At 45.6% G+C, this 23865-nt stretch carries 38 protein-coding genes; 6 read left to right on the top strand and 32 right to left on the bottom strand.

Going from position 1 to position 23865, the window contains the following annotated elements; all coding sequences use genetic code 11:
* The first annotated feature begins 18 nt into the window (after positions 1-18).
* The 3 genes from OH461_RS14050 to OH461_RS14040 all read left to right on the top strand — a co-directional run bounded on the left by OH461_RS14050 (position 19) and on the right by OH461_RS14040 (position 1964).
* Positions 19-585 (top strand): Crp/Fnr family transcriptional regulator, encoded by a 567-nt coding sequence (locus tag OH461_RS14050; RefSeq protein ID WP_270021202.1) that lies wholly within the window; start codon positions 19-21, stop codon positions 583-585.
* 63 nt (positions 586-648) lie between these two features.
* Positions 649-1104, top strand: coding sequence for a GNAT family N-acetyltransferase (locus OH461_RS14045; RefSeq protein WP_270021201.1), 456 nt, complete (start codon positions 649-651; stop codon positions 1102-1104).
* Positions 1105-1109: 5 nt separating this feature from the next.
* Positions 1110-1964 carry a DMT family transporter gene (locus tag OH461_RS14040; protein ID WP_270021200.1) on the top strand — a complete coding sequence of 285 codons (855 nt, stop codon included), beginning with the start codon at positions 1110-1112 and terminating at the stop codon, positions 1962-1964.
* A gap of 4 nt (positions 1965-1968) precedes the next feature.
* Here OH461_RS14040 and OH461_RS14035 read toward each other — a convergent pair whose 3' ends face one another.
* Positions 1969-2532 (bottom strand): LysM-like peptidoglycan-binding domain-containing protein, encoded by a 564-nt coding sequence (locus tag OH461_RS14035; RefSeq protein ID WP_270021199.1) that lies wholly within the window; start codon positions 2530-2532, stop codon positions 1969-1971.
* 233 nt (positions 2533-2765) lie between these two features.
* On the opposite strand from OH461_RS14035, the gene OH461_RS14030 reads away from it, so the two are divergent.
* Entirely contained in the window at positions 2766-3386 is a 621-nt protein-coding gene (locus tag OH461_RS14030) for an FKBP-type peptidyl-prolyl cis-trans isomerase (protein WP_270021198.1), read from the top strand.
* A gap of 139 nt (positions 3387-3525) precedes the next feature.
* Entirely contained in the window at positions 3526-4005 is a 480-nt protein-coding gene (locus OH461_RS14025; RefSeq protein ID WP_270021197.1) for a DUF2780 domain-containing protein, read from the top strand.
* An 81-nt stretch (positions 4006-4086) separates the two neighbouring features.
* Here the strand turns inward: OH461_RS14025 and rplQ are convergent, their stop codons facing one another.
* The 30 genes from rplQ to rnr form a co-directional block, all read right to left on the bottom strand.
* Positions 4087-4467 (bottom strand): 50S ribosomal protein L17, encoded by a 381-nt coding sequence (gene rplQ, locus OH461_RS14020; RefSeq protein WP_005383141.1) that lies wholly within the window; start codon positions 4465-4467, stop codon positions 4087-4089.
* Between the two features lie 26 nt (positions 4468-4493).
* Positions 4494-5486, bottom strand: a complete 993-nt coding sequence (locus tag OH461_RS14015) for a DNA-directed RNA polymerase subunit alpha (RefSeq protein ID WP_260259960.1) — start codon at positions 5484-5486, stop codon at positions 4494-4496.
* A gap of 24 nt (positions 5487-5510) precedes the next feature.
* Positions 5511-6131, bottom strand: coding sequence for a 30S ribosomal protein S4 (gene rpsD / locus OH461_RS14010; protein ID WP_006963204.1), 621 nt, complete (start codon positions 6129-6131; stop codon positions 5511-5513).
* Between the two features lie 27 nt (positions 6132-6158).
* Positions 6159-6548 (bottom strand): 30S ribosomal protein S11, encoded by a 390-nt coding sequence (gene rpsK, locus OH461_RS14005; protein WP_001118870.1) that lies wholly within the window; start codon positions 6546-6548, stop codon positions 6159-6161.
* A gap of 18 nt (positions 6549-6566) precedes the next feature.
* The gene (rpsM, locus tag OH461_RS14000; protein WP_164647230.1) at positions 6567-6923 is read right to left on the bottom strand and encodes a 30S ribosomal protein S13; all 357 of its coding nucleotides are present in this window, start codon (positions 6921-6923) and stop codon (positions 6567-6569) included.
* 149 nt (positions 6924-7072) lie between these two features.
* Positions 7073-7186 carry a 50S ribosomal protein L36 gene (rpmJ, locus tag OH461_RS13995; RefSeq protein ID WP_000868186.1) on the bottom strand — a complete coding sequence of 38 codons (114 nt, stop codon included), beginning with the start codon at positions 7184-7186 and terminating at the stop codon, positions 7073-7075.
* A 39-nt stretch (positions 7187-7225) separates the two neighbouring features.
* The gene (secY, locus tag OH461_RS13990) at positions 7226-8560 is read right to left on the bottom strand and encodes a preprotein translocase subunit SecY (protein WP_270021196.1); all 1335 of its coding nucleotides are present in this window, start codon (positions 8558-8560) and stop codon (positions 7226-7228) included.
* 20 nt (positions 8561-8580) lie between these two features.
* On the bottom strand, positions 8581-9015 hold the full coding sequence (gene rplO / locus OH461_RS13985) for a 50S ribosomal protein L15 (RefSeq protein WP_260259963.1): 435 nt from the start codon (positions 9013-9015) through the stop codon (positions 8581-8583).
* A gap of 5 nt (positions 9016-9020) precedes the next feature.
* A complete protein-coding gene (rpmD, locus tag OH461_RS13980) occupies positions 9021-9197 on the bottom strand; it encodes a 50S ribosomal protein L30 (protein WP_004410429.1) in 177 nt (58 codons plus the stop codon).
* A gap of 7 nt (positions 9198-9204) precedes the next feature.
* Complete coding sequence (gene rpsE, locus OH461_RS13975) at positions 9205-9705, bottom strand: 30S ribosomal protein S5 (RefSeq protein WP_260259964.1); 501 nt, start codon at positions 9703-9705, stop codon at positions 9205-9207.
* Positions 9706-9719: 14 nt separating this feature from the next.
* Positions 9720-10073 carry a 50S ribosomal protein L18 gene (gene rplR, locus OH461_RS13970; protein ID WP_004738784.1) on the bottom strand — a complete coding sequence of 118 codons (354 nt, stop codon included), beginning with the start codon at positions 10071-10073 and terminating at the stop codon, positions 9720-9722.
* 9 nt (positions 10074-10082) lie between these two features.
* Positions 10083-10616 (bottom strand): 50S ribosomal protein L6, encoded by a 534-nt coding sequence (gene rplF, locus OH461_RS13965; protein ID WP_260259965.1) that lies wholly within the window; start codon positions 10614-10616, stop codon positions 10083-10085.
* Positions 10617-10629: 13 nt separating this feature from the next.
* Positions 10630-11022 (bottom strand): 30S ribosomal protein S8, encoded by a 393-nt coding sequence (rpsH, locus tag OH461_RS13960; protein WP_260259966.1) that lies wholly within the window; start codon positions 11020-11022, stop codon positions 10630-10632.
* A gap of 29 nt (positions 11023-11051) precedes the next feature.
* Complete coding sequence (gene rpsN, locus OH461_RS13955; protein WP_260259967.1) at positions 11052-11357, bottom strand: 30S ribosomal protein S14; 306 nt, start codon at positions 11355-11357, stop codon at positions 11052-11054.
* Positions 11358-11374: 17 nt separating this feature from the next.
* Complete coding sequence (gene rplE / locus OH461_RS13950; RefSeq protein WP_260259968.1) at positions 11375-11914, bottom strand: 50S ribosomal protein L5; 540 nt, start codon at positions 11912-11914, stop codon at positions 11375-11377.
* Between the two features lie 24 nt (positions 11915-11938).
* A complete protein-coding gene (gene rplX / locus OH461_RS13945; RefSeq protein WP_260259969.1) occupies positions 11939-12256 on the bottom strand; it encodes a 50S ribosomal protein L24 in 318 nt (105 codons plus the stop codon).
* 12 nt (positions 12257-12268) lie between these two features.
* On the bottom strand, positions 12269-12640 hold the full coding sequence (gene rplN, locus OH461_RS13940) for a 50S ribosomal protein L14 (protein ID WP_053410103.1): 372 nt from the start codon (positions 12638-12640) through the stop codon (positions 12269-12271).
* Positions 12641-12801: 161 nt separating this feature from the next.
* Positions 12802-13056, bottom strand: a complete 255-nt coding sequence (gene rpsQ / locus OH461_RS13935) for a 30S ribosomal protein S17 (RefSeq protein WP_260259970.1) — start codon at positions 13054-13056, stop codon at positions 12802-12804.
* Positions 13056-13247, bottom strand: a complete 192-nt coding sequence (rpmC, locus tag OH461_RS13930; protein ID WP_004410456.1) for a 50S ribosomal protein L29 — start codon at positions 13245-13247, stop codon at positions 13056-13058. The genes rpsQ and rpmC overlap by 1 nt, the downstream gene beginning before the upstream one ends.
* The gene (gene rplP / locus OH461_RS13925; protein ID WP_005379577.1) at positions 13247-13657 is read right to left on the bottom strand and encodes a 50S ribosomal protein L16; all 411 of its coding nucleotides are present in this window, start codon (positions 13655-13657) and stop codon (positions 13247-13249) included. Before rplP ends, rpmC begins: the two co-directional genes overlap by 1 nt.
* An 11-nt stretch (positions 13658-13668) precedes the next feature.
* Complete coding sequence (rpsC, locus tag OH461_RS13920; RefSeq protein ID WP_004410461.1) at positions 13669-14367, bottom strand: 30S ribosomal protein S3; 699 nt, start codon at positions 14365-14367, stop codon at positions 13669-13671.
* A 17-nt stretch (positions 14368-14384) separates the two neighbouring features.
* Complete coding sequence (gene rplV / locus OH461_RS13915; RefSeq protein WP_260259971.1) at positions 14385-14717, bottom strand: 50S ribosomal protein L22; 333 nt, start codon at positions 14715-14717, stop codon at positions 14385-14387.
* A 10-nt stretch (positions 14718-14727) separates the two neighbouring features.
* Entirely contained in the window at positions 14728-15006 is a 279-nt protein-coding gene (gene rpsS, locus OH461_RS13910; protein WP_005435078.1) for a 30S ribosomal protein S19, read from the bottom strand.
* Between the two features lie 21 nt (positions 15007-15027).
* On the bottom strand, positions 15028-15852 hold the full coding sequence (gene rplB / locus OH461_RS13905; protein ID WP_260259972.1) for a 50S ribosomal protein L2: 825 nt from the start codon (positions 15850-15852) through the stop codon (positions 15028-15030).
* A gap of 16 nt (positions 15853-15868) precedes the next feature.
* A complete protein-coding gene (gene rplW / locus OH461_RS13900; protein WP_164647215.1) occupies positions 15869-16171 on the bottom strand; it encodes a 50S ribosomal protein L23 in 303 nt (100 codons plus the stop codon).
* Positions 16168-16770, bottom strand: coding sequence for a 50S ribosomal protein L4 (gene rplD / locus OH461_RS13895; RefSeq protein WP_260259973.1), 603 nt, complete (start codon positions 16768-16770; stop codon positions 16168-16170). The genes rplW and rplD overlap by 4 nt, the downstream gene beginning before the upstream one ends.
* Before the next feature lie 17 nt (positions 16771-16787).
* The gene (gene rplC / locus OH461_RS13890) at positions 16788-17417 is read right to left on the bottom strand and encodes a 50S ribosomal protein L3 (protein WP_260259974.1); all 630 of its coding nucleotides are present in this window, start codon (positions 17415-17417) and stop codon (positions 16788-16790) included.
* A 14-nt stretch (positions 17418-17431) separates the two neighbouring features.
* The gene (gene rpsJ / locus OH461_RS13885; protein WP_001181007.1) at positions 17432-17743 is read right to left on the bottom strand and encodes a 30S ribosomal protein S10; all 312 of its coding nucleotides are present in this window, start codon (positions 17741-17743) and stop codon (positions 17432-17434) included.
* 499 nt (positions 17744-18242) lie between these two features.
* A complete protein-coding gene (gene rlmB / locus OH461_RS13880; protein ID WP_270021195.1) occupies positions 18243-18983 on the bottom strand; it encodes a 23S rRNA (guanosine(2251)-2'-O)-methyltransferase RlmB in 741 nt (246 codons plus the stop codon).
* 16 nt (positions 18984-18999) lie between these two features.
* Entirely contained in the window at positions 19000-21477 is a 2478-nt protein-coding gene (gene rnr / locus OH461_RS13875; RefSeq protein WP_270021194.1) for a ribonuclease R, read from the bottom strand.
* A gap of 249 nt (positions 21478-21726) precedes the next feature.
* Between rnr and OH461_RS13870 the strand changes: the two genes are divergently transcribed.
* The gene (locus OH461_RS13870) at positions 21727-23136 is read left to right on the top strand and encodes an amidohydrolase (RefSeq protein ID WP_270021193.1); all 1410 of its coding nucleotides are present in this window, start codon (positions 21727-21729) and stop codon (positions 23134-23136) included.
* Positions 23137-23225: 89 nt separating this feature from the next.
* On the opposite strand, the gene motX is transcribed toward OH461_RS13870, so the two are convergent.
* Positions 23226-23861, bottom strand: a complete 636-nt coding sequence (gene motX, locus OH461_RS13865; protein ID WP_260259978.1) for a flagellar protein MotX — start codon at positions 23859-23861, stop codon at positions 23226-23228.
* Between the last annotated feature and the right edge of the window lie 4 nt (positions 23862-23865).

The raw sequence follows: 23865 nt of genomic DNA, 5'->3' as shown, positions 1-23865 counted from the left end.
AATGATAGAGATTCCGTTATGGACGCAACGTTTATCCAGCACCTTGAAGAACATGGCTTTAATACCGAAGAGATTGAGCAAATCAACCAATATGCCACTGAGTTGCAACTGCCAACCCGACAAATACTGGTTGAACAAGGCGGCTCCGCACAATCCATTTACTTTATTGTTCATGGCTTATGCCAAGCCAGTTACTTAACGGAAGAAGGTAAGTCATTCAGCAAAGAGTTTTACTGGGAACAAGATTGGATTCTCAGTTTAGAAGCGGTGATTAAGCAACAAGGCTCGCCATATCTAATCGAAACACTGACAGACTGTCATATCATCTGCTTACCTATCGACGTGTTAAAGCGGTGGAGAGCTGAGAGCCATCCTATATATTTAAAGCTGGTCGAGACTCAGCTGATTTACAAAGAGCAGAAAGAACGCTTCATGCTGCTCTACACACCAGAACAACGTTATGAATTGTTCTGTCAGCAATTCCCCGATTTAGAACAGCGATTGAACGACTATCATATTGCCGCCTACCTTGGGATCTCGTCGATCAGCCTCAGCCGAATAAAGAGTCGAATTAACAAAGGTTAATGCATAGCGATTAGATAACTGCTACCTTGATTCTAAACGACTAATAAACAAGCAGTTAGCAATATGATCGAATGGAAGACTCTACCTTTTTCGCAGCTCACCACTACACAGCTATATCAACTTCTTCAACTACGAGTTGATGTGTTCGTCGTTGAGCAAACCTGTCCTTACCCTGATTTGGATGGCAAAGATACCCTTGCGGACGTGCACCACCTGCTCGGCTACCAAAAGGGGCGGCTTGTCGCGTATGCCCGCTTATTAGGTAAAGGAATCAGTTACCCATCGGTAAGTATTGGCCGCGTTGCGTCTTCGATGGAGTATCGTGGCGACGGTATCGGCCATCAGTTACTCAAACAAGCCATTAATCAATGTGAAGCCATTTGGCCTAAGTGCGATATTGAAATTGGTGCCCAGCAGCATCTACGTGAGTTCTATATCAAACATGGCTTTGTGCAAACTTCGGACATGTACTTAGAAGACGACATTCCCCACATCGATATGAAACGGGTGCATAATTAGTGAATGTGAGTGCCGTTACTGTTGGTGTTATCTTATTAGTGCTAGGGAATCTCTCTGCGTCATTATCTGACGTGGCGGTCAAACTATTACATGGCGGAATTTCGCCTTATCAATATATTTTTGTCCGCCAGTTACTGTCCGTCGCACTAATCACCCCAATCTGGTTACATCAATCTAAACAGCAACGAACATTAACTGCCCCTTACCTTACCGCGACCAGATCCCTTCTGATCATAATTGGCAGTGGCTGCCTGATGGTAGCAATCACTCACTTACCTTTGGCGACAGCCAACGCGATCATCTATGCCGCGCCACTTATTATGCTGCCATTATCAGTCTGGTTACTGAAAGAAGTACCACCTATTGGCAAAGTCATAGGGACTGTCATCGGCTTTTGCGGGGTATTGATTGTCCTGCGCCCTTCACATTTCCATTGGGCGGCTTTATTTGCTTTAGGGACGGCAACCACATTAGCACTGTTTAATATTCTCGCGCGTAAAATACCGCAGCAGCAACCTGTAGTGACCACTCTATTTTGGACATCCTTACTGTCCATCCCAGTGTCGGGCGTTCTTGCCTATTGGCATTGGCAACCGATTAATCTTGAGCAAATCGCTCTTGTTGCAGCCAGTGCATTGTTGATTCTTCTCTATAACGGATGCGCAGTTAAAGCATACAAAAAAGCCCCGGCTGGCCAAATCGCTTTGGCGGAATACTCGGGGCTAATCTTTGTTGGTTTGTTTGGCGTGTGGTGGTTTGATGAGATACCAGACTGGCTGACTGCAATAGGTATTGCGCTGATTATAATGCCATTGCTACCGATCAAATCGTTGTTTCATCGTGGAATTAAATCCAAGTAAGCATTTACTTACTTCTGCCAAAACCACCGTCTGACAACCTAAAGAACATCACTGATGATGACGACTTCTCAAGTTGTAATATATCCAACTTGCCATCATTAGCGAGTTTGAAACGCACAAGCTGGCCTGCGCGAATATTACTTAATGGTTTATCTGACCCTTCCACTTTAACTAATGCATTCAAGTCTTTCATCGGTAACTCGTTGGCGCGGAATACTTGCGCTAGTGTGTCGCCTTTTTTCACTTGATACTCTTGCCACTGCTCTGACTGTAACTCGTGTTGAGCCTTCTCGCCCTGTTCGCTTAAACTTTGAGTGTTGATGGCAATTTCCACTCGTTGAGCAGGGGCTTGTTGCTGTTGCTCTGGTTGACTCTGCGGAAAAGGAATCAGCGCCAATAATAAAACAACCGGCACCAATACCATTAATGCTCTTTGATGGGGCTTAGGTAACCCTGACCACTTTTCTTGAGCTTGGCTTTTAAGTTGTTTCCAATCTATCGAAGACCACTTTTGCTTGATTAACTCAAGGTAATCGACTTGTTGTGGCTTTTTTTTCCGGCGGTTCATTGCAGCATGTCTCCAAACTTCTCTGACAACAAGTATAAAAATCTAACCTTTCCGAGTATAGAAAATTTCGTCTTGGAAAGTAATGGTTCGGTCAAAACTGCGGTTTGAGACTTAAAAATAAGATCGCAGTCCCACATTGCTATGACATTGATTCATCAAACGGTGCACCGTTTCATCCTATCTGTATTACTGGTATCCTGTACCACTTTATACACCGATGAAAGAGAGACACCATGTCTGAAGTTAAATTTGAAACTGTAGAGCAAAAAGCAAGCTACGGTATTGGTCTACAGATGGGTCAGCAACTAGCAGGTTCTGGTCTTGAAGGTCTAAACGTTGACGCTATCGCGGCAGGTATCGCAACTGCACTTGTTGGTGATATGCCAGCTATCGAAGTTGATGAAATCAACAAAGCACTACAAGAGCTTCACACACGCGCTCAAGCAGCTCAAGCTGAAGCTGCAAAAGCGGCTGCGGCTGACGGTGAAGCGTTCCTAAAAGACAACGCTCTACGTTCAGAAGTAACCGTTCTAGAATCTGGTCTTCAGTACGAAGTGATCACAGAAGGTACTGGTGAAATCCCAACTTCTGACAAGCAAGTTCGCGTTCACTACCACGGTGAGCTAACTGACGGTACTGTTTTCGACAGCTCTGTATCTCGCGGTCAACCTGCTGAGTTCCCAGTAACTGGCGTTATCAAAGGTTGGGTTGAAGCACTTCAACTAATGCCTGTAGGTTCTAAGTGGAAACTATACATCCCTCAAGACCTAGCTTACGGTGAGCGTGGCGCTGGTGCTGCTATCCCTCCATACGCAGCGCTTGTCTTCGAAGTAGAACTTCTAGACATCCTATAATTGAGTTTTCCCTCAAATAGTTTTAAAGCGACGCTCTAGCGTCGCTTTTTTTGTCTAAGCTAAACAGACAAATACCAATTCCATTCATTTGATGCTCAGAAAGTTAAAAGAATCGGTATAACTATAAAAGGAGAAAACAATGAAGAAGACTCTTCTCGCCGTAAGCCTCGTCATATTTAGTAGCCATAGCTTTGCCTTTGGTGACCTACTAAAAGATTCAGACTCAACAAAGGGCCTTACTGATATGGTAAGCGACTCTTTAACTGGCACTAGCCAATCACCACTAACAAACCTTCTTACTGACCAGCTGTCTATTTCTGGCGATCAAGCAACCGCAGGTTCGGGGGCGCTGCTCGCATTGGCCGGCAATCAACTTTCGCCAGAATACAGTAATGAACTCCAGTCATTAATTCCGGGTATGTCAGAGCTTTCTAGCGCACAAAATCTATTAGGCGGTATCGAAAATTTAGGCGCCGTGCAGAGTGCGTTTAGCAAAGTCGGTTTAGACCCATCAATGATCAGTCAATTTGCGCCGTTAATTTTACAATATCTAGGAGATGGGGGAGCGAGTGAAGGACTACTAGGCTCACTTAGCCAATTATGGCAGCCAGCAAGCTAGATTCAATTGATGAAACAATATGACAGATACAAAAAAGCCGAGCTAACGCTCGGCTTTTCCGTTCTTTACGAACTTCTGAGATTACTCAGCAGCTTCTTCAGCAGCTGGGCGATCTACAAGCTCAATGTAAGCCATTGGAGCTTTATCACCAGCACGGAAGCCAGCTTTTAGGATACGTGTGTAACCGCCCTGACGAGCAGCAAAACGTGGACCTAGTTCGTTAAATAGTTTTGCAACTACTTCGTTGTCACGAGTACGTGCAAATGCTAGACGACGGTTAGCAACGCTGTCTGTCTTAGCTAGTGTAATCAAAGGCTCAACTACGCGACGTAGCTCTTTTGCTTTTGGCAATGTAGTCTTGATAACTTCATGACGTACTAGAGAGCTAGCCATGTTGCTGAACATCGCTTTGCGATGTGAGCTGTTGCGGTTGAGTTGACGACCACTCTTACGATGGCGCATGACCTAATCCTTCTAACTAGTATCGATTAATCTTCAGCGATAGACGCTGGTGGCCAGTTTTCTAGGCGCATGCCCAGAGAAAGACCACGTGATGCAAGTACGTCTTTAATCTCTGTAAGAGATTTTTTACCAAGGTTAGGCGTTTTAAGTAGCTCAACCTCAGTGCGCTGTACAAGATCACCGATGTAGTGAATCGCTTCTGCTTTCAAACAGTTAGCAGAGCGAACTGTTAGTTCAAGATCGTCTACAGGACGCAGTAGGATCGGATCGAATTCTGGCTTCTCTTCCTTCTCCTCAGGTACACGTACATCACGAAGATCTACGAACGCATCCAATTGTTCAGCTAGGATAGTAGCTGCACGACGGATAGCTTCCTCAGGGTCTAGAGTACCGTTCGTTTCCATGTCGATGATCAGCTTGTCTAAGTCTGTACGTTGCTCTACACGAGCCGCGTCAACAGAGTAAGCAATCTTGTCTACTGGGCTGTACGTAGCGTCAACCAGTAGGCGACCAATAGGACGCTCATCTTCTTCAGTATGGATACGAGCAGAAGCTGGAACGTAACCACGACCACGTTCAACTTTGATGCGCATAGCGATCTCAGCGTTGTCATCCGTTAGGTGACAAATTACGTGTTCTGGGTTAGCGATCTCTACATCACCGTCATGGGTGATGTCACCTGCAACCACAGGGCCTGAGCCTGATTTGTTCAGTGTAATGAATACTTCATCTTTGCCTTCAGCAACGCGCACAGCCAAACCTTTAAGGTTTAGAAGAATTTCAAGAATATCTTCCTGAACGCCTTCTTTCGTGCTGTATTCGTGTAGAACGCCTTCAATCTCTACTTCTGTTACGGCACAACCCGGCATAGAAGATAGTAGAATGCGGCGAAGTGCATTACCCAGAGTATGGCCAAAACCACGCTCTAACGGCTCAAGAGTTACTTTTGCGTGAGTCGTGCTGATTTGTTCGATGTCAACAAGACGTGGCTTAAGAAATTCTGTTACAGAACCCTGCATTGTGTCCTCTCTTTAGTTTAAACCTTACTTAGAGTAAAGCTCGACGATCAATTGTTCGTTGATGTCAGCAGATAGATCTGAACGCTCAGGCAAACGCTTGAACGTACCTTCCATCTTACCGCCATCTACTTCAATCCAAGTTGGTTTTTCGCGTTGTTCTGCAACTTCTAGAGCTGCTTTAATGCGAGATTGCTGTTTAGCTTTCTCACGGATAGAAACAACGTCGTTAGCCGCTACTTTGAAAGAAGGAACGTTTACAACTTTACCGTTTACTAGGATAGCTTTGTGGCTAACTAGCTGACGTGCTTCTGCGCGAGTTGCGCCAAAGCCCATGCGGTAAACTACGTTATCAAGACGACCTTCAAGAAGCTGAAGTAGGTTTTCACCTGTGTTGCCTTTAAGACGCGCAGCTTCTTTGTAGTAGTTACGGAATTGTTTTTCTAGAACGCCGTACATACGACGAACTTTTTGCTTCTCACGAAGCTGAACGCCATACTCAGATAGACGACCGCGACGAGCGCCGTGTACACCTGGTGCGTTATCAATTTTACACTTGGTATCGATCGCGCGAACACCAGACTTAAGGAATAAGTCAGTGCCTTCACGACGGCTAAGCTTCAGCTTAGGACCCAAATATCTTGCCATGATTCTTCTCCAATAGTCCTAGAAACGTTATACGCGACGTTTCTTAGGTGGACGACAACCGTTATGAGGGATTGGTGTAGCATCAACGATGTTTGTGATGCGGAAACCAGCTGCGTTCAGTGCACGAACAGTAGATTCGCGACCTGGACCAGGACCCTTAACCATAACTTCCAAGTTCTTAAGACCGTACTCTTTAGCCATTTCAGCACAACGCTCAGCAGCAACCTGTGCAGCGAACGGAGTAGACTTACGAGAACCACGGAAACCTGAACCACCTGCAGTAGCCCAAGCTAGTGCGTTACCTTGACGGTCAGTAATGGTTACGATTGTGTTGTTAAAAGAAGCATGGATGTGCGCAACACCGTCTGCAACTTGTTTGCGAACGCGTTTACGCGCGCGAGTTGGTTGTTTAGCCATTGTACTCTACCTTCCCGATTATTTCTTGATCGGCTTACGCGGACCCTTACGGGTGCGAGCGTTGGTTTTAGTACGCTGTCCACGTAGTGGTAGACTGCGACGATGACGAAGACCACGGTAACAGCCAAGGTCCATAAGACGCTTGATGTTCATAGATACTTCACGACGTAGATCACCTTCTACAGTGTACTTAGCTACACCATCACGCAGTTGATCGATCTGTTCATCAGATAGTTCACTGATCTTAACATCTTCAGCAATACCCACTTCAGCTAGGATAGCTTGAGAGCGAGTCTTACCGATGCCGTAGATCGCAGTTAGTGCGATTACAGCGTGTTTTTGATCAGGAATGTTAATGCCTGCTATACGGGCCATTATTCACTCCATTAGTGTTTCTTAAAAGAATTAGCCGCAACAAAGCCCGTTATGGATACGTTGCGGGATACTACTTCTTTTGCACGCAAAAGGTAGGCCGAGGAATATACTCGACACTACCTTACATTTCAAGTAAAAATTTCTGCTGATTAGCCTTGGCGCTGCTTGTGCTTTGGCTCACTGCAAATCACGCGAACAACACCGTTACGCTTGATAACTTTACAGTTACGACAGATTTTTTTAACGGAAGCACGAACTTTCATTGCTAAACTCCGTAAATGAAATCTGAGTCTACCGCCGTATTAACGGCCATAGCCTTTCAGATTCGCTTTTTTCAACACAGAATCATACTGTTGAGACATCAGATGAGTCTGTACCTGTGCCATGAAATCCATGATAACTACCACTACGATTAGTAGTGATGTGCCGCCAAAGTAGAAACGAACGTTCCACGCGACCATCATGAACTCTGGGATCAGACAGATAAAGGTAATGTACAACGCACCCGCAAGAGTTAATCGTGTCATCACTTTATCAATGTATTTCGCTGTCTGCTCGCCTGGGCGGATGCCGGGTACGAAAGCACCAGACTTCTTCAGGTTATCTGCTGTTTCACGCGGGTTGAAAACCAACGCCGTGTAGAAGAAACAGAAGAAAATAATCGCTGCTGCATAAAGCATTACATACAGTGGTTGACCTGGGCTAAGAGCCAAAGACACGTCAGTTAACCAACCGAACGCGCTGCTCTCACCGTTCTGACCAAACCACTGAGCCAGTGTTCCTGGGAACAGGATAATGCTTGATGCGAAGATTGCTGGAATAACACCTGCCATATTAATTTTAAGTGGCAAGTGAGTGCTTTGTGCAGCAAATACCTTACGACCTTGTTGACGCTTCGCGTAGTTTACAACGATTCGACGCTGACCACGCTCCATGAAAACAACGAAGTAGATAACTGCAAAAGCTAGTACACCAATCAACAGCAGAAGAAGTACATGCAATTCACCTTGACGCGCTTGCTCGATTGTTTGACCGATTGCCGAAGGCAATCCAGCAACAATACCTGCAAAGATAAGTAACGAGATACCGTTACCAATTCCGCGCTCTGTAATTTGTTCACCTAACCACATTAGGAACATGGTGCCGGTTACTAAACTTACGGTAGCAATTAGCGTAAACATGGTTTGGGGTATAACCACCAAATTATCGACCATGTTTGGTAAGCCTGTTGCAATACCAATAGCTTGGAATGTTGCAAGTACAAGCGTGCCGTAGCGTGTATATTGGCTGATCTTACGACGGCCTGCTTCACCCTCTTTTTTGAGTTCAGCTAACGCTGGGTGAACTACTGTTAGCAGTTGGACAACAATCGAAGCCGAAATATACGGCATGATGCCCAACGCTAAAATAGATGCACGCTCAAGAGCACCACCGGAGAACATGTTAAACATTTCAACGATGGTACCTTTTTGCTGTTCGAACAAATCGGCAAGTACAGCAGCGTCAATACCAGGGAGTGGTACGAAAGAACCTGCACGGAATACTAAAAGTGCACCTAATACAAACAATAGGCGCGATTTTAACTCCGCCAATCCATTTTTCGCACTACTAAAATCTTGTCCTGGTTTTTTAGCCATCTGTACCTTTCCTACGAAGATTATTCTTCGATTTTACCGCCTGCAGCTTCGATTGCAGCTTTAGCGCCTTTAGTCACACGTAGACCTTTAACAGTCACAGCTTTGCTGATTTCACCAGAAAGAACAACTTTAACAAATTCGATGTTCTTAGTGATGATGTTAGCAGCTTTTAGGCTGTTTAGATCTACTACGTCACCTTCTACTTTCGCTAGCTCAGCTAGACGAACTTCAGCAGACACTAGGCTCTTACGAGAAGTGAAACCGAATTTAGGTAGACGTTGTTTTAGAGGCATCTGACCGCCTTCAAAACCTGGACGAACTGAACCGCCAGAACGTGACTTTTGGCCTTTGTGACCGCGGCCACCTGTTTTACCAAGGCCAGAACCGATACCACGACCTACGCGCTTCGCAGAAGGCTTAGAGCCCGCAGCCGGTGATAGAGTATTCAAACGCATTCTGATTACTCCTCAACTTTAACCATGTAGTAAACCTTGTTGATCATACCGCGTACGCACGGAGTATCTTCAAGTTCTACTGTGTGGTTGATTTTACGAAGGCCTAGACCTTTAAGACACGCTTTGTGCTTAGGTAGACGACCAATTGAGCTCTTAGTTTGAGTTACTTTAATAGTTGCCATGGTGTTCTTACTCCGAAATAGCTTCAACAGTTAGACCACGTTTAGCAGCAACCATTTCTGGCGACTTCATGCTACCTAGTGCATCGATCGTAGCACGAACGATGTTGATAGGGTTCGTAGAACCGTATGCTTTAGATAGTACGTTGTGTACACCAGCAACTTCTAGTACTGCACGCATCGCACCACCTGCGATAACACCAGTACCTTCAGCAGCAGGCTGCATGTAAACTTTAGAGCCCGAATGACGACCTTTCACCGGGTGGTGAAGAGTGCCTTCGTTAAGAGCGATCGTAGTCATGTTACGACGCGCTTTTTCCATTGCTTTTTGAATCGCTGCAGGTACTTCACGAGCTTTGCCGTAACCGAAACCTACACGACCGTTACCGTCACCAACTACAGTTAGTGCAGTGAAGCTCATGATTCGACCACCTTTAACCGTTTTAGAAACGCGGTTAACTGCGATCAGCTTTTCTTGCAAATCATTAGCTTGTTGTTGTTCTTTAGCCATCTTCCAACCCTACCTTAGAATTTCAGACCAGCTTCGCGAGCAGATTCTGCTAGCGCCGCTACTCGACCGTGGTATTGGAAACCAGAACGATCAAATGCAACAGAAGCTACGCCTTTTTCAAGAGCGCGCTCAGCAACAGCTTTACCAACTGCTTTAGCTGCATCAACGTTACCAGTGTTCTTAACTTGCTCACGGATCGCTTTTTCTACAGTAGAAGCAGCTGCGATAACCTCAGAGCCGTTTGCCGCGATAACTTGTGCGTAAACATGGCGAGGAGTACGGTGTACTACCAGGCGAGTTGCACCAAGTTCTGCAATCTTACGACGTGCACGTGTAGCACGACGGATGCGAGATGCTTTCTTATCCATAGTGATACCTTACTTCTTCTTAGCTTCTTTAGTACGCACATTTTCATCTGCGTAACGAACACCTTTACCTTTGTAAGGCTCAGGAGCACGGTAAGAACGAATGTCAGCCGCAACTTGACCAACTAGTTGCTTGTCACAACCAGTGATAACGATTTCAGTTTGGCTTGGACATTCAGCTTTAATACCCGCTGGCAACTCGTGCTCAACTGGGTGAGAGAAGCCTAGTGTTAGGCCTACAGCGTTGCCTTTCATAGCAGCACGGTAACCAACACCTTTAAGAGTTAGCTTCTTAGTAAAGCCTTCAGTAACACCAACAACCATGTTGTTAACTAGAGCGCGAGCTGTACCAGCTTGTGCCCATGCGTTTACAACACCTTCTTTAGGACCGAAAGTTAGGTTGTTATCTTCCTGAGCGATAACTACTGCGTCGTTAAGAACGCGAGAAAGTTCGCCTTTAGCACCTTTTACAGTGATTTCTTGGCCGTTTAGTTTCACCTCTACGCCAGCTGGAATAGCGACAGGTGCTTTAGCAACACGAGACATGTTCTACTCCTTATTATGCTACGTAGCAGATGATTTCACCGCCAAGACCTGCTTTACGTGCAGCACGGTCTGACATCAGACCCTTGGAAGTAGAAACGATAGCAATACCCAAACCGCCCATCACTGTTGGTAGCGAGTCTTTGTTTTTGTAGACGCGCAGACCAGGACGTGAAACACGTTTTAGTTGCTCAATTACTGGTTTAGCTTGGAAGTACTTAAGAGTAACTTCTAGCTCAGGTTTTACTTCGCCTTCAACAGCGAAATCTGTGATGTAACCTTCAGCTTTTAGTAGTGCAGCGATTGCAACTTTAAGCTTTGAAGAAGGCATTTTAACAGCAACTTTGTTTGCTGCCTGACCGTTACGAACGCGGGTCAGCATATCCGAAATCGGATCTTGCATGCTCATAAACTTTACTCCAAATGATTAAGTGGCAATTACCAGCTAGCCTTACGAAGTCCAGGAATCTCGCCTTTCATGCAAGCTTCACGAACTTTGATACGGCTTAGACCGAACTTACGTAGGTAACCGTGTGGGCGACCAGTTTGGTTGCAACGGTTGCGCTGACGAGATGCACTTGAATCACGTGGAAGAGATTGCAGTTTAAGAACTGCGTTCCAACGATCTTCTTCAGATGCGTTTACATCGCTGATGATAACTTTTAGCGCAGCACGCTTTTCAGCGAACTTAGCTACAAGTTTTGCACGCTTAGCTTCGCGTGCCTTCATAGAATTTTTAGCCATAACAGTAACCCTTCACCTTACTTACGGAATGGGAAGTTAAAGGCAGCCAGCAGAGCACGGCCTTCCTCATCAGTGCCAGCAGACGTCGTGATAGTGATATCAAGACCGCGCACTCGATCAACTTTATCAAAGTCGATTTCCGGGAAGATGATTTGCTCGCGAACGCCCATGCTGTAGTTACCGCGTCCGTCAAAAGACTTAGCGCTAACACCACGGAAGTCACGTACACGTGGTAGAGCGATGTTAATCAAACGCTCAAGAAAATCCCACATACGTTCGCCACGTAGGGTTACTTTACAACCGATAGGGTAGCCTTCACGGATTTTGAAACCAGCAACAGATTTGCGAGCTTTAGTGATAAGTGGCTTTTGACCAGAGATCGTTGCCATATCAGCAGCTGCATTTTCTAGCAGTTTCTTATCGTTGATTGCTTCACCAACACCCATGTTTAGGGTGATTTTCTCGATTCTAGGGACTTGCATGACGCTTGTGTAGCTGAACTGTTTGGTCAGATCAGCGACTACAGACGACTTGTAGTAATCATGCAGTTTCGCCATAGTAGAACTCCAAATTACTTCTAATTAGTTAGAAACGGTTTCGCCGTTAGACTTGAAGAAACGAACTTTCTTGCCGTCTTCAATGCGGAAACCGATACGGTCAGCTTTACCAGTAGCTGTGTTGAAGATCGCTACGTTAGAAACATCAATTGCTGCTTCTTGCTCAACGATACCACCTTGTTGACCTAGAGCCGGAACCGGCTTTTGGTGTTTCTTAACAAGGTTGATGCCTTCAACGATAACTTTACCAGTTGCTAGGACCTTAGTTACTTTACCTTTCTTGCCTTTATCTTTACCAGCAAGAACGATTACTTCGTCGTTACGACGGATTTTAGCTGCCATCTTACGTGCTCCTTACAGAACTTCTGGAGCCAGTGAAACGATCTTCATGAACTTATCGCCACGAAGTTCGCGAGTCACAGGACCAAAGATACGTGTACCGATTGGTTGCTCAGTATTGTCATTTAACAGTACGCAAGCATTACGGTCGAAGCGAATGACAGAACCGTCTGGACGACGTACGCCTTTACGGGTGCGAACTACCACCGCCTTCAGTACATCACCTTTTTTAACTTTACCGCGAGGAATTGCTTCCTTAACAGTAACTTTGATGATGTCACCGATATGTGCATAACGGCGGTGAGAGCCACCCAGAACCTTAATACACATTACGCTGCGAGCGCCTGAGTTATCAGCTGCGTCCAGCATACTTTGCATTTGGATCATGTTAGTGCTCCGCTAAATATAAAAAAAACTAGACCCTCACGGGTCGGGCTGCCTCTTTAAAAGGGACGCGAATTGTACCACCCTTTTTTTTAATTGGGTAGTCAAAAAATAAACGGCCCCAAAATAATTTTTGGAGCCGCTTTATTATAGAAGAGTGAAGATTAAATCTTCGCCTTTTCTACAACTTTTACCAAAGTCCAAGACTTAGTCTTAGACAGTGGACGACACTCTGCGATTTCAACTTTGTCGCCTAGGCCACATTCGTTGTTTTCGTCATGTGCGTGTACTTTTGTCGTGCGCTTTACGTATTTACCGTAAATTGGGTGTTTAACCATGCGCTCGATAGCAACAACGATAGACTTGTCCATCTTGTCGCTAACAACACGACCTTGTTGAGTACGTTTTTGTTCGCTCATTATGCGCCTGCCTTCTCAGTCAAAACAGTTTTCACACGTGCGATATCACGGCGTACAGCTTTCAGAGTGTGAGTTTGCTGTAGTTGACCAGTTGCAGCTTGCATGCGCAAGTTGAACTGTTCACGTAGCAAATTCAAAAGCTCTGCATTAAGCTCTTCAACGCTTTTTTCGCGTAGATCTTGTGCTTTCATCACATCACCTGCTTAGTTACAAATGTAGTCTTGAATGGCAGTTTACGAGCCGCTAGGCGGAACGCTTCACGTGCCAATTCTTCAGGTACACCACCCATTTCGTACATAACCTTACCAGGTTGGATTTGGGCTACCCAGTACTCAACGTTACCTTTACCCTTACCTTGACGAACTTCAAGTGGTTTTTCTGTGATTGGTTTGTCTGGGAACACACGGATCCAGATTTTACCTTGACGCTTAACGTGACGTGTCATTGCACGACGTGCCGCTTCAATTTGACGAGCAGTTAGACGACCACGGCCAACAGCTTTAAGACCGAATTCGCCGAAGCTTACATCAGTACCTTTAGCTAGACCACGGTTACGACCAGTCTGAACCTTACGGAACTTAGTACGTTTAGGTTGTAGCATCTGTCGACTCCTTACTTACGGCCTTTGCGCTGCTTCTTAGGCTTATCGCCTTTAGGCTCTACAGCGTTAGCTGCTGGCATGCCGCCTAGGATCTCACCTTTGAAGATCCAAGTCTTGATGCCGATCACACCGTATTGAGTGTGAGCCGAAGAAGTTGCGTAATCAATGTCAGCACGTAGAGTGTGTAGAGGCACACGGCCTTCACGGTACCACTCTGAACGTGCGATTTCAGCGCCGCCTAGACGGCCGCTTACTTCCACTTTGATACCTTTAGCACCTAGACGCATTGCGTTTTGTACCGCGCGCTTCATAGCACGACGGAACATCACACGACGCTCTAGCTGAGACGCGATGCTGTCACCAACAAGTTGCGCATCTAGTTCAGGCTTACGTACTTCAGCGATGTTAATTTGCGCTGGTACACCTGCAATTTTAGCTACAGCTGTGCGTAGCTTCTCAACGTCTTCACCTTTCTTACCGATTACAACGCCTGGACGAGCAGTGTGAATAGTCACACGGATGCTCTTAGCAGGACGTTCGATAACGATGCGTGATAGTGACGCTTTTTTCAGTTCGCTTGTAAGGAACTGACGTACCTTGAAGTCGCCGTCTAGGTTGTCAGCGAAATCTTTGGTGTTAGCAAACCATGTAGCATTCCAAGGCTTAACGATGCCAAGACGAATACCATTTGGATGTACTTTCTGACCCATTGCTTACTCTCCTAGTCTTAAGCGTCTGCTACAACAACAGTGATGTGGCTTGAACGCTTCAAGATACGGTCCGCACGGCCTTTAGCACGAGGCATAATACGCTTCATGATAGGGCCTTCATCTACGAAGATTTTAGCGACATTAAGATCGTCGATATCTGCACCTTCGTTGTGCTCCGCGTTCGCGATAGCTGACTCAAGAACTTTCTTGATTAGCTCAGCAGCTTTTTTGTTGCTGAAAGTCAAGATTTCTAGAGCTTGGTCAACTGATTTACCACGAATTTGATCTGCAACTAAGCGAGCTTTCTGAGGCGAAATGCGAGCAAAGTTATGTTTAGCTAATGCTTCCATCATCTACTCCTTAACGCTTCTTAGCTTTCTTATCCGCAGCGTGACCGCGGTAAGTACGAGTTGGTGCGAATTCACCCAGTTTGTGACCGATCATTTCTTCGGTTACGAAAACTGGTACGTGCTGACGACCATTATGGACAGCGATGGTCAAACCGATCATCGTAGGGATGATCATTGAGCGACGGGACCAAGTCTTAATAGGCTTTTTGTCTCCGCTTTCCACCGCTTTCTCTACCTTCTTCAGCAAGTGTAGGTCAATAAATGGACCTTTCTTGAGAGAACGTGGCATGGCGATTCCTCTTTATATAGATTACTTGTTACGACGACGTACGATGTACTTGTCAGTGCGTTTGTTCTTACGAGTCTTGAAGCCTTTAGTAGGCATACCCCAAGGTGATACTGGGTGACGACCGCCTGATGTACGACCTTCACCACCACCGTGTGGGTGATCAACTGGGTTCATTACCACACCGCGAACGGTTGGACGAACACCGCGCCAGCGGTTAGCACCAGCTTTACCAAGTTCACGTAGCATGTGCTCAGAGTTACCAACTTCACCGATCGTTGCACGACCTTCAGAAAGAACTTTGCGCATTTCGCCAGAACGTAGACGGATAGTTACATATGAACCGTCGCGAGCAACGATTTGAGCATATGCACCAGCCGAACGAGCTAGCTGACCACCTTTACCAGGCTTAAGTTCAACGTTGTGTACAGTTGAACCTACTGGGATGTTACGCATTGGAAGTGCGTTACCAGCTTTGATCGGTGCGTCTGCACCAGACTGGATAGCATCACCAGCTACAACACCTTTAGGTGCAAGGATGTAACGACGCTCACCGTCTGCGTACAGCACAAGTGCAATGTTCGCGCTACGGTTTGGATCGTATTCTAGACGCTCAACTTTCGCTGGGATACCGTCTTTAGTACGTTTGAAGTCAATTACACGGTAGTGGTGCTTGTGACCACCGCCGATGTGACGTACTGTGATGCGACCGTTGTTGTTACGACCACCGTTCTTAGAGTTTTTCTCTAGAAGTGGTGCGTAAGGCTTACCTTTGTGTAGGTCAGCGTTTACAACTTTAACAACGTGACGACGACCAGCCGAAGTCGGCTTACATTTAACAATAGCCATTTCTCAACTACTCCTGTTATTCCGCGCCGCCAACAAAGTCAAGATCTTGACCTTCAGCCAAAGTAACGTACGCTTTCTTAACGTCGCTGCGGCGACCCTGGCGTAGACCTTGACGTTTGGTCTTACCCTTAGTGATAAGAGTATTTACAGACTTAACTTCAACTTCAAAAAGCTTTTCTACAGCTGCTTTGATCTCTTTTTTAGTTGCATCTTTAGCTACTTTGAAAACGATAGTGTTCGCTTTCTCAGCTGCCATAGTTGCTTTTTCAGAGATGTGCGGAGCACGTAGAACTTTTAGGATACGCTCTTCAGTGATCATGCTAGCATCTCCTCAACTTGCTTAACTGCTTCAGCAGTAATTACAACTTTGTCGAACGCGATTAGTGAAACTGGGTCGATACCAGCAACGTCACGTGCGTCAACTTTGTATAGGTTACGAGCTGCTAGGAATAGATTCTCATCTACTTCGCTAGTCACGATTAGCGCGTCAGTTAGCTCAAGCTCTTTAAGCTTAGCTACAAGCTCTTTAGTCTTTGGTGCTTCTACAGAGAAGTTATCAACAACGATTAGACGCTCTTGACGAACTAGCTCAGAAAGAATGCTCTTCATAGCACCGCGGTACATTTTTTTGTTTACTTTTTGGCTGTGATCTTGTGGTTTCGCAGCAAAAGTAACACCACCTGTACGCCAGATTGGGCTACGAATTGTACCAGCACGTGCACGGCCAGTACCTTTTTGACGCCATGGCTTAGCGCCACCGCCAGAAACTTCTGAACGTGTTTTTTGAGCGCGTGTACCTTGACGAGCACCTGCTGCAAACGCAACAACTACTTGGTGTACAAGAGCTTCGTTAAACTCACGTCCGAAAGTAGTTTCGGAAACAGTTAGTGCATCAGCACCTTTAACCATTAGTTCCATTACTTACTCCTGAGACGTTATGCTTTAACAGCTGGTTTAACGATCACGTTGCCGCCTGTTGAGCCTGGTACTGCACCTTTAATAAGAAGCAGATTGCGCTCAGCGTCAACACGTACGATCTCTAGGTTTTGAGTCGTTACACGCTCAGCACCCATGTGACCTGCCATTTTCTTGCCTTTAAATACGCGACCTGGAGTTTGACATTGGCCAATAGAACCAGGAGCACGGTGAGACAATGAGTTACCGTGAGTCATATCTTGAGTACGGAAGTTCCAACGCTTAACAGCGCCTTGGAAACCTTTACCCTTAGATGTACCAGTAACGTCTACTTTCTTAGTTTCGTTGAATAGTTCAACTGTTAGCTCAGCGCCAACTGCGAACTCTTCGCCGTTTTCTAGACGGAATTCCCAAAGACCGCGACCAGCTTCAACACCAGCTTTAGCAAAGTGACCTGCTTCAGCTTTGTTTACACGGCTAGCTTTCTTTGAACCAGCAGTAACCTGGATAGCTGCGTAACCATCAGTCTCAAGAGTTTTAACTTGAGATACACGGTTAGCTTCTACTTCAACAACAGTTACTGGGATAGAAACGCCTTCTTCAGTAAATACGCGGGTCATGCCCACTTTACGACCGATTAGACCAATCATTATTCTAATCTCCCTTAACCTAGGCTAATTTGAACGTCAACGCCCGCAGCAAGGTCTAGACGCATCAGTGCATCAACAGTTTTGTCTGTTGGCTCAACGATGTCGATTAAACGCTTGTGAGTACGGATTTCGTACTGGTCACGTGCATCTTTGTTAACGTGTGGAGAGATAAGAACTGTGAAACGCTCTTTACGAGTAGGTAGTGGGATTGGACCACGAACCTGTGCGCCTGTGCGCTTAGCTGTTTCAACGATTTCCGCTGTAGAAGCGTCGATTAGTTTGTAATCGAATGCTTTTAGGCGGATACGGATACGTTGGTTCTGCATGAGACAGAGCTCCAATAATTAAAAATTACACAAACAATATCGCCACTCAAACCCGTACAAAACGAGAGAATGCCGATTGATTTATGTGAAACCGTAGCATCCAAGATTAGGACGCATTGTCAGTTAATTTTCGATTAACTATCCCTACATACCAAAGTCACCTTTGGGGATAGTTTTTCCGAAGAAAAGATAGCTAATTGTATTAACCGCGAACATAAGCTGAGTCTACATTACCCGATATATCAATAAGATAAATCGGCTCCTCGCCGCTCATTGGTTCACAACTGGCTTAACCAGTGCGCTGCATTATACAGATCACAGTTTTATCTGCAAGGTCTGAGCAGAAAATAAACGAAGGATTTTCCACTCTCATGCATTAATCTGAGTATTAGTCCCGACACTCATATACGCAGTGATATAAAAACAAAACGCAGGCTGAACATTCAGCCTGCGTTTCAGTTGTATAAACTGATGTATATAAATAGAGGGGAATCGCTGATTATTTCGCTAGGCGTTGGCGAACCGCTTCAAATAGGCAAACACCCGATGCTACCGATACATTTAAGCTCGACACACTACCCGCCATTGGGATCTTAATCAGGTCATCACAGGTTTCACGAGTTAAACGGCGCATACCGTCACCTTCTGCACCCATCACAATGGCTAGTGGACCAGTCAGTTTTGCTTGATAGATATCATGTGTTGCTTCACCAGCAGTACCAACAAACCAGATACCCTGCTCTTGCAATGCACGCATTGTACGCGCCAAGTTGGTTACACGAACCAGTGGCACGGTTTCAGCTGCGCCACACGCCACTTTGCTTACCGTAGCTGTCATAGGTGCTGATTTATCTTTTGGTACGATAACCGCAGCAACACCTGCAGCATCTGCGTTACGTAGGCAAGCACCTAAGTTATGCGGATCTGTCACGCCATCGAGTACCAGCAGCAGTGGCGACTCATGCTTAGCGATAATGTCATCTAAATCATTCTCATTAAGCTGCTTCGCTGGCTTAACTCGTGCGATGATACCTTGGTGGTTTGCACCACGGGCTTTGTCATCAAGTGGTTTACGACCCATTTGCTGGATTGATACACCAACCATCTGCAATTCATTTAGAATTGGCATTAGGCGATCATCTTGACGGCCTTTCAATACAAACGCTTCGATGAAACGCTCTGGCTCACGAGCAAGCACTGCTTTAACTGCGTGAATGCCGTAAATAAATTCGTTACTCATTAGTTAACCTGTTTCTTTATTCAGCTGATGGCTTTTTAGTTCGTTTCGTCTTTCTTGGACGACTGTTTGGCTTCTTCTTGGTTGCCTTGCGAACTTTAGGTTTCTTACCTTTCCCGTCATTGTTACTTTCAACAGGAGTGCCATCTGGTCGTTTAGTCGGCTCAACGTTAGGTGAAGCTTTGCGACCCGGTTTATTGGCTTTAATACCGCGTTTTTTCTCTTTCGCTTTTTTCTGTGCTTCCGCTGCTCGCTTCTTCGCGGTCTTGCCTTTGCCGCGTAGCTTACGACTTGTTTCGACTAATTCAAAGTCAATTTGACGATCGTCGAGATTGACCGAAAGGACTTTCACTTTCACCGCGTCGCCTAAACGATAAATCGCACCGAAACTTTCACCGATAAGTCTTTGACCAATCGGGTCAAATTGATAGTAATCATTCGCTAGTGATGAAATATGCACTAAGCCATCAATGTGCAACTCGGTTAGGCGAACAAAGAAGCCAAAACTAGTAACGTTAGCAATTACGCCATCAAGTTCTTCGCCAACATGGTCTTGCATGTATTCACACTTGAGCCAGTCAGAAACTTCACGGGTTGCATCATCTGCACGACGTTCGGTCATCGAACATTGCTCGCCGTACACATCCATATCATCGAATGAGTAATGGAAACCACCTGTCGGAGTCCAACGATCTTGGTTACGCCCTTCTTCTTTGGCAATTAAGTATTTGATTGCACGGTGAAGCAATAAATCAGGGTAACGACGAATTGGTGAAGTAAAGTGCGCATAACGTTTTAGCGCCAAACCAAAGTGCCCGCAGTTGTCTGCGTTATACACGGCCTGTTTCATTGAACGTAGCAGCATGGTTTGAATCAGTTCTTTGTCCTGACGCTCTGCGATTTGTTTTACCAAATCCGCATAGTCAGTTGGCGATGGTTCTAGACCACCGTTTAGGTGTAGACCTAACTCACCCAAGAAATCGCGGAAACCTTGCAGGCGAAGTTCACCCGGCGATTCGTGAATACGGAACAAGGCAGGCTCTTTGGCTTTTTCAACTAAAGAGGCAGAAGCGATGTTAGCCAGAATCATACACTCTTCGATAATCTTGTGTGCATCATTACGGATAACCGGTTCAATACGGTCAATTTTGCGTTCTGCGTTAAAGATAAACTTGGTTTCTATCGTTTCAAACTCGATGGCACCACGATTATCACGAGCGTGTTTAAGCACTTTGTACATCTTATGCAGCTCTTCAAGATCCGGTACAAGCGGCTCGTAGCGCTGACGTAACTCTTCATCACCATCCAAAATCGCGCCTACTTTGTTGTAGGTGAGACGAGCGTGAGAGTTCATTACCGCTTCATAGTGTTTATAACCTGATAGCTTACCGCTTTCAGAAATGGTCATCTCACACACCATACACAAGCGATCCACTTGCGGGTTGAGTGAACATAAGCCATTAGAAAGCACTTCTGGCAACATCGGCACAACTTGTGATGGGAAGTAAACTGAGTTACCACGGTTGATGGCTTCTTTGTCTAGTGCTGTATCAGGGCGAACATAGTAGCTTACATCAGCAATCGCTACCCATAAGCGCCAGCCACCGCTCTTCTTCGCCTGACAGTAAACTGCATCATCAAAGTCACGCGCATCTTCACCATCAATGGTGACTAATGGTAAGTCACGTAAATCAACACGACCTGCTTTCGCTTCTTCAGGGACTTCTTCACCTAAATTAGCGATCTGTTTATCGACCGCTTCTGGCCATTCGTGAGGAATTTGGTGAGTACGAATCGCAATTTGCGTTTCCATACCCGGCGCCATGTTTTCACCAAGTACTTCCACGACTTTACCCATCATGCCACGAGAACGTGAACCACGATCGGTAATTTCAATCACAACCACATTACCCATGCGAGCACTGCCTTTGTGCTCATTTGGGATAAGGATATCTTGGCTGATGCGCGAATCATCTGGCACAACATACGAATAGCCATATTCAAGGAAGAAACGGCCAACAATCTGGCTCTTACGCTCTTCTAGCACACGAACTAAACGGCCTTCCTTACGACCTCGTTTCGAGTTATCCGTTGGCTGCACCAATACAAAATCACCATGAATGATATTCTTCATTTGGTGGTGCGGTAGCACGATGTCGTTATCTTTACCGACACTTCCTTCTGGTCTTACCCAACCATGACCGTCTTTATGACCAATCACATAGCCTTTCACCATTTCTAGTTTTGCAGGTAAGGCATAACATTGGCGACGAGTGAACACTAACTGGCCATCTCGCTCCATTGCTCTTAGTCGACGACGCAATCCTTCATATTGATCCTCGCCATCAAGTTGAAGCGCATCAAATAGATCGTTGCGATTGAGAGGTACTCCTGCCTTTTCAAGAAATTCTAAAATGAACTCTCGGCTAGGAATCGGATTCTCATAATTTTTAGATTCACGATCAGCAAATGGATCGTTTTGGATTTGGTCTGACATAAGCAAGCCCAATTAAGGAAGGTATAAAGCTATTATATCCGAGTCATTAACTAAGCTACAGTTAACCCGCTACAAAAACCCAAAATAAGGCTGTAATTTTCATAACTTAGCACCTCTTTATACAAAGCTTCACAGCCAAAGACTTAGATCACAGTTCCTTGTAAACACCCAAGCAAACGTTTGCAATGTAATACGCAAATTGCCATATTCAGGGCGTTTTCCTATTCCATTCAAACAATAAGGTTTCCTATGAGTATTAAGCGCTCTCTTATCGCCTCTGCGATTGCTAGCCTTGGCCTTTTCTCTGCTCAATCTTTCGCTGCTGAAAATGTCGATTTGATGATTACCGACGCAATGGTACTGACCATGAACCAAGATAAAACGGTTTATGAGAGTGGTACTGTAGTAATCAAGGACAACAAGATTCTAGCCGTTGGTGATGAATCATTAGCGAAGCAATACAAAGCTAACAAGACTTTGGATGTTGATGGCGATATTGTAATGCCAGGACTCATTAATACTCATACTCACGTCTCAATGACCGTGTTCCGCTCATTAGCTGATGATGTGCCTGACCGCTTACATCGCTACATATTCCCACTGGAAGCTAAGTTAGTTTCTCGCGATATGGTTCGTATCGGTGCCAACTTAGGTAACGTAGAGATGATCAAAGGTGGTGTCACCACATACGCTGACATGTATTACTTTGAAGATGAAGTTGCGAAGACGGTCGATAAGATTGGTATGCGTGCCATCCTAGGTGAAACAGTGATTAAGTTCCCGGTTGCTGATGCCGCAAATGCTGATGAAGGCATCCAATACGCGCTTAACTTTATTGAAAAATACAAAGACCATCCGCGTATTACACCAGCGTTTGCACCGCACGCGCCTTATACCAACACTACTGAAACGTTGCAGAAAATCGCTAAGCTTTCGTTAGAGAAAGATGTGCCAGTGTTAATTCACCTAGCAGAATCTCACCGTGAAGAAGAAAAGATTGCAAAACGTGCTGATGGTATGTCGCCAGTCGAATACATGAACAGCATTGGCGCACTGAACGAGAACCTGGTTGGCGCGCACATGATTCTTGTTGATGACAAAGACATTGAATTGGTAAAAGAGTCTGGAATGGGTGTGGCGCACAACATGAGTGCAAACATCAAATCAGCCAAAGGGGTATCACCTGCACTTAAGATGTATGACCAAGACGTGCGTATCGGTCTAGGTACAGATGGTCCAATGTCGGGCAACACACTCAGCACTATTGATGAGTTCAACCAAGTAGCGAAAGTGCATAAACTGGTTAACAAAGATCGTGCAGCCATGCCACCAATCAAAGTGATTGATATGGCCACCATGGGCGCGGCAAAAGCACTGCGCATGGAAGATAAAGTCGGCTCACTGGAAGTCGGTAAACTGGCCGATATCATCGTTATCGATACTAAAGCGCCAAATATGGTACCGGTTTACAACCCATACTCAGCCTTAGTTTACTCAGCAAACTCTGGCAACGTTCGTCACTCGATTGTCGACGGTAAAATCCTAATGCAAGACCGCGAAATGCTGACAGTAGATGAAGAAGCGATTCGCAAAGAAGCGCTTGAGTTTACTGAAGTCGTGCGTAAAACCGTGATTGAATCTGGAGAAGTGGTTCAATAATCACTGATATAGAATCAAACCAATAAACTAAAATGCCCAGCAAGTGCTGGGCATTTTAATGTGTGCAGGTTAAGTGTGATCTGGCGTGTCTACCAGAAAGTATCGCGGCGTTTTGCTCTGGCGATGATGTTGTCTGGCATACGCTGTTCTAAGCCATGCCTTAAACGAGAAATTCGTTTGTGTTGACGCTGATCGGCAGTGACTGTGTTGTACAACCAGCGATAAGCATCTTCATAATCTAATGGGCTGCCGTAATCACGCAGCAGCAGTTCTGCAAGGTGGATACGAGCATTGAGGTTCCCCATTGCCGCCGCCTCGCGAAGGTATGGAATCGCTCGTTCTTTATCTTGCTGCACTAAAGTGCCGCGCGAATAATAACGACCCAATTGCTCAAGTGCCGTAGGCAAACCTTGATGGGCAGCGTTTTCCATATAATAAAGACCGAGTTCGACATCTTGGTCAACACATACGCCCCAAGCCAACATATCTCCGTAGAGGAACTCATACGCAGGTAGGCTAATACGCGTAGCGCGCGCCACGATATCTTCTACTAACTGGCAGTTATCTGCCTTTACTCGTTCTAAATGTTTATTCTGTTCAATCAGTTTTATCAGTTCAGCTTCGGAGTATATGGGCACCGGCTCACCAATATCGGCCACACTTGCATGGGCCAGTGATGAGCTCAATGTCAGCATCAACGAAACTGCTACTGTTCGTAGCTTCATACCT

The organism is Vibrio sp. LaRot3 (assembly GCF_027587025.1).
Classification (GTDB): Bacteria; Pseudomonadota; Gammaproteobacteria; order Enterobacterales; family Vibrionaceae; genus Vibrio.
The sequence above is the reverse complement of the archived record's forward strand: the minus strand, read 5'-3'. Positions and strand labels throughout refer to the sequence as shown.

What these genes read in the sequence shown, in the direction of transcription:
- OH461_RS14050 (WP_270021202.1), top strand. Translation starts at nt 19, where the DNA reads ATGGACGCAACGTTTATCCAGCACCTTGAAGAACATGGCTTTAATACC.
- OH461_RS14045 (WP_270021201.1), top strand. Translation starts at nt 649, where the DNA reads ATGATCGAATGGAAGACTCTACCTTTTTCGCAGCTCACCACTACACAG.
- OH461_RS14035 (WP_270021199.1), bottom strand. Translation starts at nt 2,532, where the DNA reads ATGAACCGCCGGAAAAAAAAGCCACAACAAGTCGATTACCTTGAGTTA.
- OH461_RS14030 (WP_270021198.1), top strand. Translation starts at nt 2,766, where the DNA reads ATGTCTGAAGTTAAATTTGAAACTGTAGAGCAAAAAGCAAGCTACGGT.
- OH461_RS14025 (WP_270021197.1), top strand. Translation starts at nt 3,526, where the DNA reads ATGAAGAAGACTCTTCTCGCCGTAAGCCTCGTCATATTTAGTAGCCAT.
- rplQ (WP_005383141.1), bottom strand. Translation starts at nt 4,467, where the DNA reads ATGCGCCATCGTAAGAGTGGTCGTCAACTCAACCGCAACAGCTCACAT.
- OH461_RS14015 (WP_260259960.1), bottom strand. Translation starts at nt 5,486, where the DNA reads ATGCAGGGTTCTGTAACAGAATTTCTTAAGCCACGTCTTGTTGACATC.
- rpsD (WP_006963204.1), bottom strand. Translation starts at nt 6,131, where the DNA reads ATGGCAAGATATTTGGGTCCTAAGCTGAAGCTTAGCCGTCGTGAAGGC.
- rpsK (WP_001118870.1), bottom strand. Translation starts at nt 6,548, where the DNA reads ATGGCTAAACAACCAACTCGCGCGCGTAAACGCGTTCGCAAACAAGTT.
- rpsM (WP_164647230.1), bottom strand. Translation starts at nt 6,923, where the DNA reads ATGGCCCGTATAGCAGGCATTAACATTCCTGATCAAAAACACGCTGTA.
- rpmJ (WP_000868186.1), bottom strand. Translation starts at nt 7,186, where the DNA reads ATGAAAGTTCGTGCTTCCGTTAAAAAAATCTGTCGTAACTGTAAAGTT.
- secY (WP_270021196.1), bottom strand. Translation starts at nt 8,560, where the DNA reads ATGGCTAAAAAACCAGGACAAGATTTTAGTAGTGCGAAAAATGGATTG.
- rplO (WP_260259963.1), bottom strand. Translation starts at nt 9,015, where the DNA reads ATGCGTTTGAATACTCTATCACCGGCTGCGGGCTCTAAGCCTTCTGCG.
- rpmD (WP_004410429.1), bottom strand. Translation starts at nt 9,197, where the DNA reads ATGGCAACTATTAAAGTAACTCAAACTAAGAGCTCAATTGGTCGTCTA.
- rpsE (WP_260259964.1), bottom strand. Translation starts at nt 9,705, where the DNA reads ATGGCTAAAGAACAACAACAAGCTAATGATTTGCAAGAAAAGCTGATC.
- rplR (WP_004738784.1), bottom strand. Translation starts at nt 10,073, where the DNA reads ATGGATAAGAAAGCATCTCGCATCCGTCGTGCTACACGTGCACGTCGT.
- rplF (WP_260259965.1), bottom strand. Translation starts at nt 10,616, where the DNA reads ATGTCTCGTGTTGCTAAAGCACCTGTCGCTATTCCAGCTGGCGTAGAG.
- rpsH (WP_260259966.1), bottom strand. Translation starts at nt 11,022, where the DNA reads ATGAGCATGCAAGATCCGATTTCGGATATGCTGACCCGCGTTCGTAAC.
- rpsN (WP_260259967.1), bottom strand. Translation starts at nt 11,357, where the DNA reads ATGGCTAAAAATTCTATGAAGGCACGCGAAGCTAAGCGTGCAAAACTT.
- rplE (WP_260259968.1), bottom strand. Translation starts at nt 11,914, where the DNA reads ATGGCGAAACTGCATGATTACTACAAGTCGTCTGTAGTCGCTGATCTG.
- rplX (WP_260259969.1), bottom strand. Translation starts at nt 12,256, where the DNA reads ATGGCAGCTAAAATCCGTCGTAACGACGAAGTAATCGTTCTTGCTGGT.
- rplN (WP_053410103.1), bottom strand. Translation starts at nt 12,640, where the DNA reads ATGATCCAAATGCAAAGTATGCTGGACGCAGCTGATAACTCAGGCGCT.
- rpsQ (WP_260259970.1), bottom strand. Translation starts at nt 13,056, where the DNA reads ATGAGCGAACAAAAACGTACTCAACAAGGTCGTGTTGTTAGCGACAAG.
- rpmC (WP_004410456.1), bottom strand. Translation starts at nt 13,247, where the DNA reads ATGAAAGCACAAGATCTACGCGAAAAAAGCGTTGAAGAGCTTAATGCA.
- rplP (WP_005379577.1), bottom strand. Translation starts at nt 13,657, where the DNA reads ATGCTACAACCTAAACGTACTAAGTTCCGTAAGGTTCAGACTGGTCGT.
- rpsC (WP_004410461.1), bottom strand. Translation starts at nt 14,367, where the DNA reads ATGGGTCAGAAAGTACATCCAAATGGTATTCGTCTTGGCATCGTTAAG.
- rplV (WP_260259971.1), bottom strand. Translation starts at nt 14,717, where the DNA reads ATGGAAGCATTAGCTAAACATAACTTTGCTCGCATTTCGCCTCAGAAA.
- rpsS (WP_005435078.1), bottom strand. Translation starts at nt 15,006, where the DNA reads ATGCCACGTTCTCTCAAGAAAGGTCCATTTATTGACCTACACTTGCTG.
- rplB (WP_260259972.1), bottom strand. Translation starts at nt 15,852, where the DNA reads ATGGCTATTGTTAAATGTAAGCCGACTTCGGCTGGTCGTCGTCACGTT.
- rplW (WP_164647215.1), bottom strand. Translation starts at nt 16,171, where the DNA reads ATGATCACTGAAGAGCGTATCCTAAAAGTTCTACGTGCTCCGCACATC.
- rplD (WP_260259973.1), bottom strand. Translation starts at nt 16,770, where the DNA reads ATGGAACTAATGGTTAAAGGTGCTGATGCACTAACTGTTTCCGAAACT.
- rplC (WP_260259974.1), bottom strand. Translation starts at nt 17,417, where the DNA reads ATGATTGGTCTAATCGGTCGTAAAGTGGGCATGACCCGCGTATTTACT.
- rpsJ (WP_001181007.1), bottom strand. Translation starts at nt 17,743, where the DNA reads ATGCAGAACCAACGTATCCGTATCCGCCTAAAAGCATTCGATTACAAA.
- rlmB (WP_270021195.1), bottom strand. Translation starts at nt 18,983, where the DNA reads ATGAGTAACGAATTTATTTACGGCATTCACGCAGTTAAAGCAGTGCTT.
- rnr (WP_270021194.1), bottom strand. Translation starts at nt 21,477, where the DNA reads ATGTCAGACCAAATCCAAAACGATCCATTTGCTGATCGTGAATCTAAA.
- OH461_RS13870 (WP_270021193.1), top strand. Translation starts at nt 21,727, where the DNA reads ATGAGTATTAAGCGCTCTCTTATCGCCTCTGCGATTGCTAGCCTTGGC.
- motX (WP_260259978.1), bottom strand. Translation starts at nt 23,861, where the DNA reads ATGAAGCTACGAACAGTAGCAGTTTCGTTGATGCTGACATTGAGCTCA.